Source organism: Pseudomonas sp. SMN11, assembly GCF_052041945.1.
Lineage (GTDB): Bacteria > Pseudomonadota > Gammaproteobacteria > Pseudomonadales > Pseudomonadaceae > Aquipseudomonas.
Window position 1 is genome coordinate 290,499 of record NZ_JBKGGW010000001.1, and the last position, 13,583, is coordinate 304,081.

The following is a 13,583-nucleotide window of genomic DNA, read 5'->3' on the forward strand; positions in this document are numbered from 1 at the left end:
TTTTCAGGCGGCTATTGTTGTACGATTCGCGGGTGATGCTTCCAGCGGCGGATTATGCCTGAATATGTCGACCGCGGACGAAGACCCGAATGCCGGGACAACAACTATAAGAACGCTGATAGAGAGCGAAGGCATGACCCCCCTCAATGAATACGAACGCCGCCAGGTGGCCGAGGCCATCGCCCGGGTCGAGCGGCGCACCGATGCGCAACTGGTGACCGTGCTGGCGCGCCGCGCCGATGACTATGCCTACCTGCCACTGTTCTGGGCCGCCGTGCTGGCGCTGGCCGTGCCTGGCCTGCTGCAGTGGTTGCTGGGCTGGCCTGGCATACGAGGGCTGCTGGTTGCCAACATGCTGCTGTTCATTGGCCTGTGCCTGCTGCTGCGCAGCCCGCGCCTGGCGGCCATGCTGATCCCCGCGGCCTTGCGCCGCTGGCGCGCTTCGAGCCTGGCGCGCCAGCAGTTTCGCGAACAGAACCTGCAAGGCACGGAAGGTGCTACAGGGGTGCTGATCTTTGTCGCCGAGGCCGAGCGGCATGTGGAGATTCTTGTCGACCTAGGCATCGATCATCATCTCGATGCCCAGGCCCGCGCTGTGTTGGTTGCGCGTTTCGCCGAACAGGTTCGCCTGGGGCGGACCTTGCAGGGCTTTGTCGAGTGCATCGAGGCGTGCGGCGAGTTGCTGTGCGAACACGTGCCACGCACCCATGCGCGCAACGAACTGCCCAACCGTCTGGTGATTCTCGACTGAACTGGTTGGCACAGGGTGTAGAATGCGCGGCATTGCGCAACGCGCCCCCTGTTATCCGAGGCACCCGCTTTCCATGTCCGCCAGTACTTCCGCTTCTTCCGCGCCGGATGCGCGCGCCCAGTTCCTCGACCTGCTGAGTGCCGCCCTGCACGGCAACACCCTGGTCAAGCTGGTGCTGGCGCGCCATGTCGGAGCCGACCAGACCCTGCAGCGCATCATCGCCAAGCCACTGCTGGTGAAGGGGCAGGCCCAGCTGTCGCTGGTCTACCGCCACCAGACCCGCGACATCACCCGCAACCTGCCGCTGGAGCAGGCCCAGGCGCTGGTTGCCGAGCTGCTGCCGGAGAGCTTTCGCAATGCCCACCTGTTCAATGCCGACGGCGAAGTGCAGCTGACCTTCAGCAAGAAGGGCAAGCCGATGCTCCAGCGCCACGGCGCCCAGGCGCCACGCGAGGCGGTTGCCAATACCGGCCATGACCGCGAAAAGAAACGCTACCTGGAGCTGTCGCGGCCATTCCTGCGCGACCTGGGCGTGACCGATGCCCAAGGCGTGCTGATCCCGTCGATGTCGCGCAAGTGGAAGCAGATCAACAAGTTCATCGAAGTCTTCGACCACGCCCTGGCCAATGCCCCGGTGCCGGTCGAGCAGACCCTGCGGGTGGCCGACTTCGGCTCGGGCAAGGGTTACCTGACCTTCGCCATGCATGATTACTTGCGCAACACCTTGGCGCGAGAAGCGCAGGTGACCGGAGTGGAACTGCGCCAGGACATGGTCGACCTGTGCAATGCCGCCGCGCAGCGTCTGGAACACCCTGGCCTGGAGTTCCAGTGCGGCGATGTGCGCAGCGTGGTGCCCGAGGCCATCGAGGTGATGATTGCCCTGCACGCCTGCGACATCGCCACCGACTACGCGATCCACACCGGCATCCGCTGCAATGCCGCGATCATCATGTGCTCGCCGTGCTGCCACAAACAGATCCGCCCGCAACTTCACAGCCCGGGGCTGCTGCAGCCGATGCTGCAATACGGGCTGCACCTGGGGCAGCAGGCCGAGATGCTGACCGACAGCCTGCGAGCGCTGTACCTGGAAGCCTGTGGCTATGAAACCAAGGTGTTCGAGTTCATCTCCCTGGAGCACACCAACAAGAACAAGATGATTCTTGCGGTGAAGCGCCTGCAGGCGGGGGATAACGCGGCATTGCTGAAGAAGATCGAGCAGCTCAAGGCGTTTTATGGGGTGCAGGAGCATTGCCTGGAGACGTTGTTGCGGGCGGACAAGCTGATCTGATTACAGCAAGATGAAGTGCACTGGAGAACTGCTCCTGCATTCTTGTAGGAGAATTCCCAAGAGCATTTAGCGGCCGTTTTGATCCTTGAGAGTTCTGTAGTGTGGCGTGATTGTTCGTCAATCTCGATGGTTGTCATTTGACAACCTGCTAATCACAAGCCCACACTGGAGAAAGCTGATGTCACGCCCCAGTCATGCCAGAAAAGAGGTCGAGCAGGCCTTGAGGCACGCTGAGTCACAGGGATGGCGGGTGGTGGTAGGAGGCGGCAAGCTGTACTGCCCCCTGAATGATGCCGATTGCCGTTGCGGGGAGTTTTGCATTACCAGCGTGTGGAGCACCCCGACAAACCCTGGCAATTTTGCCCGTCAGCTAAGGCGCGTCGTGGACAACTGCCCCAGCAGCATGGCTAAAGCTGGTAAGGAGAGGTAGCAGTGGAATACGAGTTCACCCTGAAGTATCAACTGATCGAAGACGAAAACGTCGATGTGATGCTGGAGCGTCTGGCCGAGGCAGGCTGTGATGATGCAATGGTGGGAGTTGGGCAGCCAGGCCGCCTGGCACTGGCTTTTGTGCGCGAAGCGCCCTCTGCCATGGAAGCCATTGAAAGTGCGCTGAGTGATGTACGTAAAGCAGTGCCCGGTGCCCGCCTGATCGAAGCGACACCCGACTTGGTAGGGCTCACCGACGTAGCGGAAATCATCGGTGTCTCACGGCAAAACATGCGCAAGTTGATGCTTTCGCATATGTACAGTTTCCCTACACCAATTCATGAAGGCAGTACATCGCTGTGGCATCTTGCGGATGTGCTGATCTGGTTGCAGGCGCGGGGAAGTTACGCGATCGGTCAGGACATTGTGGATCTGGCTCGGGTAGCCATGTCCGTCAATGTTTCCCGTGCACATGCGCGCGTTTTCGGTTGAGTGCGAAACCCAGCCTTTGCAAGCTAGTTGAGCGCGGCTATTAGCGACGCGCTGACGCCACCTCGATCGCCAACTTCTCCAACCCCAGCGGATGCGTACTGGCATCGAAAAAGTGCAGCGCAGTCCCGGCCATATCCCCGAACCGCTCGACAAAGTGCTGCTTCTGATTGATTACCGATGCCTCGCTCAACGGCCGGATGGCAATCGACAGATGCGCCGGTCGTGCCTGGCGAACGGCGTCGACCAGGTGCTGGTCTGTGCCGTCCAGATGTTGCCCGAACAGGCACATGCCCTGGCTTTCCTGTGCCAGCTGCCCCAACCCCCAGGCCAGGTAGTCCGAGTTGCGGATGGCGCGCATTTTCTCGTCGCTGCGTTCTTCGTTGACGAACAACGGCACTTCACCGGGAATGTTCACGGCGAAGCCGTCCAGCAACTCGGCGCTGTCGGCGCTGCGCTGGCGGGTACTGCCGTCAGGCAGCTTGAGCAGGTGCAAGCCGCCATGCAGGTGCAATACGCGGGTGCCTTCGCTGCGGGTGCGGCGTATGTCAAAGAACCCTTGGTCGTCGAACAGCGCGGCGAAGCCCTGCGGATTGTGCTGCATGGCCCAGGGCAGGATGAGGTCGTAGTTGCTGGTATAGACGCTGCGGTATTCGCGTAGGGCCTGGTTGATAGACGCCAGGGTAGCGGCTGGCACCAGCGGCCAGGGCAGGTGCAGGGTGCGGATGGCGTGGATCAGGCCTTCCTTGATCGAATAGTAGCGGTTCAGCGGCGCGGTGGAATTGATGGCCAGGGCGGCGTTGGCGCGCACGGTGTGGTTGAGGGTGCTCAGTACCGGCTCGAACAGCTCGGTGCCCAGCGACTTGAACAGGGCCTGGTCACTGATCGCCAGGCCTTTCTTGCGCCCGGCGCGCTGGGCCTCCTCGTACAGCGAGAAGTAGCCGAACGGTTTCCATAGCGCGCGACTGGCGCCGTTGCCCAGCAGCAGGGCTGTACACGGGTGGCGCTGGTTGAGGTCTGGCCAAGAGGCGAGGCGGGCGTCGAGAGCTGGCATGTGCGGTCCGTTCGGTGGTGCGGGAAACGGCGGGGACTTTAGCATGTCATGCAAGGTGTGCGAGGGTTGGTGTTTACATTGCAGCCTTGTGCTGCCTGCAACGCAGGACGAAAGAGGACTTCTCCATGCGCAATCCGCTGCTCCGCACCCTGGCCCTGAGCACGCTGTTCTCGGCTGCCTTGGCCTCAGCCACTGATGGCAAGACCTTGGCCGCTGCCCAAGGCATTCCTTACCCGGCCGTGATCGCCCACCGCGGCGCATCCTACGATGCCCCCGAATCCACCACGCCTGCCTATCTGCTGGCCCGTGAACTGGGCGCCGATTACCTGGAACTCGACCTGCAACGCACCCGCGATGGCGTGCTGGTGGTGGTCCACGATGATGAGCTGTCGCGCACCAGCAACGTCGCCGAGCGATTTCCCGAGCGTGCGAAAAGCCCGGTCAGTGCCTTCACCCTGGCTGAGCTGAAGTCGCTGGATGCCGGCAGCTGGTTCAATCAGGCCTACCCGAAGCGTGCCCGTCCGTCGTTCGAAAAGTTGCCGATCCTGACACTGGACGAAGTCATCGACATCGCCGAAGGCAACCCAGACCGCCACCCTGGGCTGTACATCGAAACCAAGGTGCCCAATCAGTTCCCCGGCATCGAGAAAGACCTGAAGGCACGCCTCGAAGCCCGAGGCTGGCTCGATCGGCCGGGGCGGGTAGTGTTGCAGACCTTCGACCGCAACAGCCTCAAGCTGCTGCACGAAGCCATGCCGCAGGTGCCGAAGATCCTCTTGCTGTGGGTGGGCAACAATGGCATCGCATCGGCATCCGGGCAGGATTTTGCCCAGTCAGGCGAGCAGGACAAGGCCGCTTTCTATGCGCGCCAACAGCCCAAGGACAAGGCGGAGTTCCTGCGCTGGCTCGACCATGCAAAGCGGGAGGGCGCAATCGGTACCGGCCCGTCAGCCACGCGCACTCATCTGAGCGAGCAGAGCTACAGCAACCTGATCCAGCCGTGGATGAACAAGGCGAATCACGAGCGCGGGCTATTGGTTCACGTCTACACACTCGATGACCGGGTCGATTTCGACAAGGCCATGCAGTCCGGTGTCGACGGGATCTTCACCAATCGGTCCGCAGAGCTGTTGCGCTTCCTGCAACGACCTGTGAAGCGCTCCGAATCCGAAATGCTGGAAGCTTTGGGTTATTGATTGTCCTGACTCGCCAGTGGCTTTTGTTCGGCCTCTGGCGCCTTGCGACTCCTGTTCCGCCAAACCCGATAAGCCCGAATTCCCGCCCTTACTGAGCCAAACAGCAACTTTTCTTCCATCTCCCGCGCCATCCCCGAGCGCACCAGCATGCGCAGGAAGGTGCCGCGGGCACGGGCGATGGCAAAGTGGATGCCCTGCGCTGTCAGGGTGTCGCGCACTTCGCGCAGGGCGGTGATGCCGCTGACGTCGATGCTGCTCACCGCTTCCGCATCGAACAGCACCGCATGAGGCTGGGCCTGACTCTGCACCGCTTCGAGCAGGCGCATCTTGAAGTAGTCGGCGTTGAAGAACAGGATCGCGTCGTCGAAGCGGTACACCACAAGGCCCGGCACGGTGCGGGCATCCTTGTTCTTGCGGATGTCGACCTGGCCTTCGGTGCCTGGCAGCCAGCCGAGCACGGCGTCGGTGGGCTGATAGATGGTATAGAGCAGGCGCAGGATCGCCAGGGTCACGGCAAACACGATGCCTGGCAATACGCCCAGACCAAGCACGCCGACCGTGGTCAGCAGGCACAGCCAGAACTCGAAGCGGCTCAGGCGCCTGATCCTGCCCAGCGACTTGATGTCGATCAGGCCCCAGCCGGCCATCAGCAGCACCGCACCCAGCACCGCCTGCGGGATCCACGCCATCGGTGCGGTGAAGAACAGCAGGATCAGGGCGATGACCAGTGCCGCGATAATGCCGACCAGCTGGCTCTTGCCACCGACCATGTCATTGACCGCCGTACGCGAGTCGGCGCCGCTGATGGCAAAGCCCTGGGAAATGCCGGCGGCCAGGTTGCTTACGCCAAGGGCGACGAACTCATGGTTGGCGTTGATCGCATAGCCGTGCCGTGCAGCAAAGCTGCGCGCGGTGAGCATGGCGCTGCAGAAGCTCACGGTGGCGATACCCAAGGCATCGCGCAGCAGGCTCTTGGTTTCGTTCAGGTTGCTGTGGGGCCAGGCGAGTTTGGGGATGCCGGACGGCACCGGGCCGAGGACGGCGACGCCAAAGCGGTCCAGGCCGAGCAGGCCGACCAGCAGGGTAAAGATTGCCACGGTCACCAGGGCCGCCGGCAGGCGAGGGTAGCGGCGCGGCAGCAAGATCAGCAGTGCCAGCCCGGCCAGGCCGATAGACAGGGTCATCCAGTGGATCTCGTTCAGGCGCTGGAAGAAATTCACCACGCTGAGGATGAAGCCGTCTCCCTCGATCTTGAACCCCACGACCTTGGACAATTGCCCGGCAATCAGGCTCAAGCCGATACCGTTGAGGTAACCGATCAGGATCGGGCGCGAGAAGAAGCTGGCGATGAATCCGGCGCGCGCCACACCGGCGACAATCAGCATCACCCCTACCAGCACGGTGACGATCACCGACAGTTCAGCGATGCGTTGCGGGTCGCCCATGGCCAGTGGCGCCACGGCGCCAGCGATCATGGCGCAGGTGGCGGCGTCGGGGCCGACCATCAATTGCCGCGAGCTGCCGATCAGGGCATAGACCATCATCGGCAGCACGCACGCGTAAAGGCCGTATTGCGGCGGCAGGCCGACGATCTGCGCGTAGGCGATGGCGATGGGTATCTGGATAGCCGCCACCGAAAGCCCGGCCTGCAAGTCGGCATGGAACCATTCACGACGGTAATGCAGCAGGTTGGCAAGGCCGGGGAGCCAGCGGGAGAGAAACATGCGTCGTCCTTTCAATATGTTTCACGGATTCATGAAGCATATGCGCCCCAAGCCGTTTCGCTTGCAAGCGCATTGAAGCGGAAGGCGTCGACTGCGGCCATGGGCCATATCAATGAAAGGGCAGAAACGAAAAAAGGAGCCGTGGGCTCCTTTTGACAGCGATGACGTTGCTGGAACGCCATGCGGGGAATGCAATGTGTGGAGCGGGTAGAGGGAATCGAACCCTCAACTAAAGCTTGGGAAGCTTTCGTTTTGCCACTAAACTATACCCGCGTCTGCGCTGGACTTTGTACCAGAACCCTCCCTGAATTAGAAGCCCAAGTTATAAAAAAGCTTGTAGGCGCCCCATGACCTGCGGGTGTGGGTAAGGGACGCCGATGCGCTCAGATGGCCAATGCATGCTGCCCCTGGATGTATGGGTTACCGCGTTGACGGGACTCGCGCACGGTCGGCTTGAGGAAACCGAGCATGACGTTGCGGGTGTCTTCACAGGCTGCCTTGTTTTCCATGTCGAGGAAGTGGCCCGCGTCGCGGATCACGCTGAACTGGCTGTTGCCCACATGCTTGCCGAACTCGCGGGCATCTTCGACGGTGGTGTACTCGTCGCGGTCGCCGTTGATGAACAGCACCGGGATGTCGATGTTGCGCGCGCCGTTCAGTGCCCGCTGCAGGTCACGCTGCAGCACTTCATTGATGTGGAAGTGCATCTGCGCATACTCGTGGCTGTCCAGGCCGCTGACATGCCGGTAGTTGAAGCGCTTGAACAGTGATGGCAGGTACTTGCCGATGGTGTCGTTGACCAGGTTGCCGACCTGGTAGCGATCGCAGGCAGCCAGGTAACGGCAGCCACGCTCCAGATAGTCGCGCATCGGTTCGTTGATGATCGGCGAGAACGAGCTGACCACCGCCTTCTTCACCATCCGCGGCTGGTGCGCCAGCGCCAGCAGGGTGCTGGCACCGCCCCAGGAGAAGGACATGACGTGGTCGCACTGGAAGCGCTCGATCAGTTCGAGAAGGATCTGCGCCTCGTCCTCCTTGCTGATCAGCCGTTCCTGGCGGTTGTGCGGCTTGGACTTGCCGGCATACGGCTGGTCGTACAGCACAACGTTGAATTGTGGGTGCAGGTTACGCACCGTCTGGGCGAACGAGGCCGTGGTGGCCAGCGACCCATTGATCAGTATGATCGTCTTCTCGGCCGCATCCGCGCGATAGAACTCCGTGTAAACCCGATACTGACCTTGGATATCAAGTACAGCGATTTCTGGCCTCATGTCATCGACTCCTGGCGCAAAAAGGGTAATCGCGTCACCTAGGGTGCACGTTCTTTATGACAGGTAGGCATTCGCCTGAATAAAACGGGGGGCCCTGTGTCGATCCTTGGCACACGTGTCGACGATATTGTTGTGGCGGGCAATCTGCCGTGCCCCAAGGCATCTGGGCTTTGGGTGGCCGGCAAAAGGTGTCTGAACTGCAGGCGTGACTGGCTGGTCACTCGCGGACTGACGAGTTGAGAGTCAAGCAGTGGGTCGGGGATCCCGCAAGTGCCGTTTGCGCAAATTTGTGACTCGGGCCGCTCAGCGGTCGTATGCCTGTATTACGGCATTCAGACGGAGGCGATCTCTTCCGCCGTCAGGGCCCTGAATTCGCCGGGTTGCAGGCCCGGATCAAGGCGGATCGTACCCATGCTTTCGCGATGCAGGCCGACCACCTTGTTGTCGAAATGGCCGAACATGCGCTTGACCTGGTGATAGCGCCCTTCGACGATTGCCAGCCGTGCCTGACGCGGGCCGAGGATGTCGAGTCGGGCGGGCAGGGTGGTCAGGTCTTCGAAGGCGAAATAGAACCCTTCGCTGAACTTGGCGACATAGTGCGCGCCGATCTCGTCTTCGGTTTCCACCAGATAGTGCTTGGGCAGCTTGGTGGCCGGCTGGGTCAGGCGCCGTGACCACTGGCCATCGTTGGTCAGGATCATCAGGCCGGTGGTGTTGAAGTCCAGGCGCCCGGCGATGTGCAGGTCGTCGCGCAATTCGCCGGGCAGCAGGTCGAGCACGGTGCGGTGCTGCGGGTCTTGCGTGGCGCTGACGCAGCCAGTGGGCTTGTGCAGCATCAGGTAACGTGCGGGGCGGCCGGCCTGCAGCAGTTGATCGTCCACTTCCACGCGGCTGAACTCCCGGACGTCCGCCTTGGGGTCGGTGACCACTTTGTGGTCCAGGCGCACACGGCGCTGCACCAGCAGCAGGCGTACTTGCTGGCGGTTGTAGCAGGGCAGGTTGGCGAGGAAGCGGTCGAGGCGCATGGCAGCGGGCAACGTGAAATGGGGACGCAGTTTAGCGGTTTTTCACTTTAGAGCGGTGCCGGCTTGTTCGCGGGCGAGCCGGCTCCCATAAGCTGGTCTTCCACGGCGGCGCAGCGCGGGCACAGGCAGGCCTTGTCTCGCAGTTCGGCAGGAAGGGCCTGGAGCACGGCAGGGTCGATGGTTACGCCGTAGCACCAGCAGGCCTGGGTGGCACTGCGTGCGTCGGCCAGGCTGCACTGGTTAAGGGCGCCACAGGCAGGGCAGAGCTGGCTGTCATTCATGTTCAGTTCCGGGTGTTTCACTGCAGACGCGGTTGCGACCGGCCTGCTTGGCACGATAAAGCGCACGGTCGGCGCGAGTCAGCAGGGCGTGGAGGCTGTCACCCGGTTGCAAGGCGCTGAGGCCGATACTGGTGGTCAGGCGCAAGGGTTGATCTTCGTAGCTGAAGGTCAGTTGCTCGGTACGACGGCGAATTTTCTCCGCCACGTCGATCGCCTGTCGGCCCTCAGCTTCGCGCAACAGCACGATGAATTCCTCACCACCCCAGCGGCAGAGTATATCCGACTGACGCAGGCTGCCCTGCAGCACGTTGGCGAACTGACGCAGCACTTCGTCGCCTGCAAGGTGGCCATGGGTATCGTTGAGCACCTTGAAGTGATCGAGGTCGATCAGCAAGGCGACCAAAGGTGCGCAATCGCGCTGGGCCTCCTGCAGGGCCTGGGCGGCCAGCAGGTCGAAGCTGCGCCGGTTGGGCAGGCCGGTCAGGCTGTCTAGGGTCGCCAGCGCCTCGGTGCTGGCCTGGTGGCGCCTGAGCATGCCATTGAGCAGCGACAGCACCACCAGGGTGATCATCGCGCAGATCACCAGGTTCAGGTACAGCGAGTGGCGAATCGGGTCCAGGGCGCCGGTCTCGCGTTTGTCGACCAGCAGGTACCAGCCTAGTTCGGGCAGTTGCCGCACATTAAGGAAGTGGCTGTGACCCCTGCTGTCCTTGTACTCGTGGCTGCCCTCGGTGGGCGTCGGGCGCTGCGCCAGCAAATCGCTCAGGTCGGTATTGTCGGACAAGGGTTGCCCGACCTTCAGGCCATGCGGGCCACCCTCCGAGCCGGTCAGAATGACCTTGCCCTTGGCGTCGGTGAAGAACACCGAGCGCTGGTAGCGGCGCTGATACTTGTCGATCAGCTTGATCACCGCGTCCACGCTCAGCCCCACGCCGGTGGCGCCGATGAAGCGCTGCTGATAGTCCAGCACCGGGTAGTTGATGAACACCGTCAGGTTGTCCTGGTTGGCCATGTCCAGGTCGACGTTGATCTCATACGGCGTTTTCATCTCGCGTAGGCGGAAGTACCAGGCATCGCGCCAGGTGTTCGGTACCACGTGCTTGAGCACACCCTTGGCCTGGTAGTAGGTGAGAGTGCGGTCGGAGACGAAAAAAGAGGTGAAGGTGTCCTGCTTTCCCATCACCTCGCCGAGAAAGCGAGTGACGCGCTGGGTGTCCTGTTCACCCGCCAGCACCCAGTCGCGCAGGAAGGTGTCCTGGGCCATCATCGAGGCGATCAGCACCGGGCGGATCAAGTCTTTCTGGATTTCCGAATAGACGGTATCGGAGGTCAGTGGCAGCTCGGTATTGACGATGCCGTCGCGGATCGCGCTGCGCGAGGCTACATAGCTGATCAGCGATGTGGCGAGGAAGCCGCAGGTCAGCAACAGCAGCAAGGCGAGGATCAGCGAGCGCTGTGAAAACAGGGCGGAGCGTGAAGGCATGATCTTCCCGTGATGTGTGCCGAGGCGCTCATTCTAGTGAGATGACAGGCAAAAGACTGCATGTTTTTAATGGTTATTTCGAGCTGTATCAATTTGTTGCTGAAATGGCACTGCACCTTGTCGCCGTTGTCTGATTCATTGTCGATGAACACGTTTTAGTCGACGCTCGCCAGCGCCGCTGTTCGGGCACCTCAGCGGTCCAGGAGGCCGCCATGTCCTATCGAATTCTGTTGATCGCCCTGCTGGGTCTGATGACATCTGCCTGTGCGCCCTACTACGACGGTGGCGGCTATTCACGCACTGAATACTATTCGACCGATCGCTACGTGACGCCAGGGTATTACCGCTATGACCGCTACTATGTAACTCCGCAGCCGCGCTATTACTATCAGCCCGCGCCTCGTTACTATCACCCGGCCCCCGTACCTTACTACCGGCCCAACCCACCGCCGGGGGTGAACCAGTGGCATGGCAACCCGCGTTACGACTATGGCAATCGTCAGCGCAATGACTATGGCCGCGATCGCGATCGCAATGACTATCGCGATGGCAGCCAGCGTTACCAGCATGATCGCTGGCATTCCCATAACCGCGGCGACAACGACGGCCAGTCGAATCGTGGGCGGGGTGGCGACCACAACTGGCAGCGCTGAGGGTGTCATGACCCAAGGTCGGCCAACGGGTGTCGCCCTTCCCACACCTTCGCGAAATGCGCCTCGACCACCGCCGCTGGCACCTGCGCCACATCCGGCCAGTGCCAGCGCGGCTGGTTGTCCTTGTCCAGCAGGCGGGCGCGCACCCCTTCACTGAATTCCGGGTGCCGGCAGCAGTTGAGGCTCATGCCGTATTCCATCTGGAACACCTGGGCCAGCGACAGGTGCCGGGCGCGGTGGATCTGTTCCCAGACCAGGTGCGCGGTCAGCGGGCAACCTTCATGCAGGCGTTGGCCGGCCTCGGCCAGCAGCGGATCAGTGTGATGCTTGAGGCCTTCGAGTGCCCGCCAGGCCGCAGCTGGGTCGGCTACATCGAGCAGTTCGTCGATCACCTGGCGCCGCGGCAGCCACTGCGCCGTTGGCAGCTCGGCCCATGCGCGATGCTGCTCGGCCTTGAGCAGGCTGTTCAGCTGCAGGCCGGTCTGCTCCTGCCAGTTCAGTTGCAGCAGCTCTTCGACCAATGCCTCTTGCTGTTCTTCCCCAAAGAAGCGATCAGCCAGGTCCAGGTCTAGGGCATCACGGGCATTGATCGGTGCCCCGGTCAGCCCGAGGAACAAGCCAAGCTTGCCGGGCAGGCGGGCGAGAAACCAGCTGGCGCCTACGTCCGGGTAAAGGCCGATGCTGATTTCCGGCATGGCCAGCCGGCTGCTTGGGGTGACGATGCGTACACCGGCGCCCTGCAGCAGCCCCATGCCGCCGCCCAGCACATGCCCGTGGCCCCAGCACAGCAAGGGCTTCGGGTAGGTATGCAAGAGGTAATCGAGGCGGTATTCGGCGGCAAAGAAGGTGGCGGCCAGCGGTGGTACGCTGCCGGGGTGGGCCAGGCAGGCCTGGGCCAGCGCTCGCACATCACCGCCGGCGCAAAAGGCCTTGGGGCCGTTACCGCGTAGAAACACGCAGACGACGCCACGGTCGCTGGCCCAGCTGTGCAGCTGTTCGCCCAGCACTTCGATCATCGGCAGGTTGAGGGCATTGAGCGCCTTGGGGGCATCGAGCGTGGCGATGCCGATTCGGGCGCCATCGGCGCCGGTGAGTACCTCGCAATGAATGGCCATGGACTACCTCGCGCAAGTCATCCCCCAAGTATGGCCCGCATCGCCGATCATGCCGGTCGTCGGTCGGATCGATTGACAAGGGTGATTGGCTTACCTAGTGTCGCGCCATTGTTTACGGATGGCCCCATGACTGAAGACGATCGCATCAAACTCGAACCCAGCTGGAAGGCTGCACTGCGCGCCGAGTTCGACCAGCCCTACATGCACCAGCTGCGTGAGTTCCTGCGCCAGGAGCACGCGGCCGGCAAGGAGATCTACCCGCCGGGGCCGCTGATCTTCAATGCGCTCAATTCCACGCCGCTGGAGCAGGTCAAGGTGGTAATCCTCGGCCAGGACCCCTATCACGGCCCGGGCCAGGCCCATGGCCTGTGCTTCTCGGTGCAGCCGGGGGTGCCGGCGCCACCGTCGCTGGTCAACATCTACAAAGAGCTGCAGCGCGACCTGAACATCCCGATCCCTAGCCATGGTTACCTGCAGAGCTGGGCCGAGCAGGGCGTGCTGCTGCTCAACACGACCATGACCGTCGAGCGCGCCAATGCCGCCTCGCATGCGAAGAAGGGCTGGGAGTTCTTTACCGACCGGATCATCCAGGTGGTCAGCGAGCAGTGTCCGAACGTGGTGTTCCTGCTGTGGGGGGCGCATGCCCAGAGCAAGCAGAAGCTGATCGATGGCACCAAGCACCTGGTGCTCAAGTCGGTGCACCCGTCGCCACTTTCGGCGTATCGCGGGTTCCTTGGTTGCGGACACTTCAGTCGCACCAACAGCTTCCTCGAACAGCGTGGCATGGCGCCCATCAACTGGGCATTGCCGCCACTCTGAAGGCG

Annotated in this window: 14 protein-coding genes and 1 tRNA gene; 7 read left to right on the forward strand and 8 right to left on the reverse strand. The window is 62.1% G+C overall.

The genetic code is table 11. The features are described from left to right. Positions 1 to 133 precede the first annotated feature (133 nt). The 4 genes from ACLEJU_RS01385 to ACLEJU_RS01400 all read left to right on the forward strand — a co-directional run bounded on the left by ACLEJU_RS01385 (position 134) and on the right by ACLEJU_RS01400 (position 2,960). Entirely contained in the window at positions 134 to 751 is a 618-nt protein-coding gene (locus tag ACLEJU_RS01385; RefSeq protein WP_435422159.1) for a TPM domain-containing protein, read from the forward strand. Between the two features lie 73 nt (positions 752 to 824). Beyond that, positions 825 to 2,039, forward strand: coding sequence for a class I SAM-dependent methyltransferase (locus ACLEJU_RS01390; protein ID WP_435422158.1), 1,215 nt, complete (start codon positions 825 to 827; stop codon positions 2,037 to 2,039). 178 nt (positions 2,040 to 2,217) lie between these two features. After that, complete coding sequence (locus ACLEJU_RS01395; protein ID WP_435422157.1) at positions 2,218 to 2,469, forward strand: hypothetical protein; 252 nt, start codon at positions 2,218 to 2,220, stop codon at positions 2,467 to 2,469. A 2-nt stretch (positions 2,470 to 2,471) separates the two neighbouring features. Next, a complete protein-coding gene (locus ACLEJU_RS01400) occupies positions 2,472 to 2,960 on the forward strand; it encodes a helix-turn-helix transcriptional regulator (protein ID WP_435422156.1) in 489 nt (162 codons plus the stop codon). A gap of 40 nt (positions 2,961 to 3,000) precedes the next feature. On the opposite strand, the gene ACLEJU_RS01405 is transcribed toward ACLEJU_RS01400, so the two are convergent. Beyond that, positions 3,001 to 4,011, reverse strand: a complete 1,011-nt coding sequence (locus ACLEJU_RS01405; RefSeq protein ID WP_435422155.1) for a DUF4917 family protein — start codon at positions 4,009 to 4,011, stop codon at positions 3,001 to 3,003. Between the two features lie 125 nt (positions 4,012 to 4,136). Here ACLEJU_RS01405 and ACLEJU_RS01410 point away from each other — a divergent pair, with 125 nt between their 5' ends. Continuing rightward, complete coding sequence (locus ACLEJU_RS01410) at positions 4,137 to 5,207, forward strand: glycerophosphodiester phosphodiesterase (RefSeq protein ID WP_435422154.1); 1,071 nt, start codon at positions 4,137 to 4,139, stop codon at positions 5,205 to 5,207. On the opposite strand, the gene ACLEJU_RS01415 is transcribed toward ACLEJU_RS01410, so the two are convergent. The 6 genes from ACLEJU_RS01415 to ACLEJU_RS01440 all read right to left on the reverse strand — a co-directional run bounded on the left by ACLEJU_RS01415 (position 5,201) and on the right by ACLEJU_RS01440 (position 10,991). Continuing rightward, the gene (locus tag ACLEJU_RS01415) at positions 5,201 to 6,931 is read right to left on the reverse strand and encodes a SulP family inorganic anion transporter (protein WP_435422153.1); all 1,731 of its coding nucleotides are present in this window, start codon (positions 6,929 to 6,931) and stop codon (positions 5,201 to 5,203) included. The genes ACLEJU_RS01410 and ACLEJU_RS01415 overlap by 7 nt on opposite strands. Positions 6,932 to 7,130: 199 nt before the next feature. Beyond that, positions 7,131 to 7,204: transfer RNA gene (locus ACLEJU_RS01420), tRNA-Gly, on the reverse strand. A 110-nt stretch (positions 7,205 to 7,314) separates the two neighbouring features. Further along, complete coding sequence (locus ACLEJU_RS01425) at positions 7,315 to 8,202, reverse strand: alpha/beta fold hydrolase (protein WP_435422152.1); 888 nt, start codon at positions 8,200 to 8,202, stop codon at positions 7,315 to 7,317. Between the two features lie 332 nt (positions 8,203 to 8,534). Then, entirely contained in the window at positions 8,535 to 9,227 is a 693-nt protein-coding gene (locus ACLEJU_RS01430; protein WP_435422151.1) for a pseudouridine synthase, read from the reverse strand. A 47-nt stretch (positions 9,228 to 9,274) separates the two neighbouring features. Then, positions 9,275 to 9,508 carry a cysteine-rich CWC family protein gene (locus tag ACLEJU_RS01435; protein ID WP_435422150.1) on the reverse strand — a complete coding sequence of 78 codons (234 nt, stop codon included), beginning with the start codon at positions 9,506 to 9,508 and terminating at the stop codon, positions 9,275 to 9,277. Further along, positions 9,501 to 10,991, reverse strand: a complete 1,491-nt coding sequence (locus tag ACLEJU_RS01440; protein ID WP_435422149.1) for a sensor domain-containing diguanylate cyclase — start codon at positions 10,989 to 10,991, stop codon at positions 9,501 to 9,503. The genes ACLEJU_RS01435 and ACLEJU_RS01440 overlap by 8 nt, the downstream gene beginning before the upstream one ends. Before the next feature lie 212 nt (positions 10,992 to 11,203). Between ACLEJU_RS01440 and ACLEJU_RS01445 the strand changes: the two genes are divergently transcribed. Then, complete coding sequence (locus ACLEJU_RS01445; protein ID WP_435422148.1) at positions 11,204 to 11,644, forward strand: hypothetical protein; 441 nt, start codon at positions 11,204 to 11,206, stop codon at positions 11,642 to 11,644. Between the two features lie 5 nt (positions 11,645 to 11,649). On the opposite strand, the gene ACLEJU_RS01450 is transcribed toward ACLEJU_RS01445, so the two are convergent. Further along, a complete protein-coding gene (locus tag ACLEJU_RS01450) occupies positions 11,650 to 12,759 on the reverse strand; it encodes an enoyl-CoA hydratase/isomerase family protein (RefSeq protein WP_435422147.1) in 1,110 nt (369 codons plus the stop codon). A 126-nt stretch (positions 12,760 to 12,885) separates the two neighbouring features. Between ACLEJU_RS01450 and ung the strand changes: the two genes are divergently transcribed. After that, positions 12,886 to 13,578 (forward strand): uracil-DNA glycosylase, encoded by a 693-nt coding sequence (gene ung / locus ACLEJU_RS01455; protein WP_435422146.1) that lies wholly within the window; start codon positions 12,886 to 12,888, stop codon positions 13,576 to 13,578. The last annotated feature ends 5 nt before the right edge of the window (positions 13,579 to 13,583 follow it).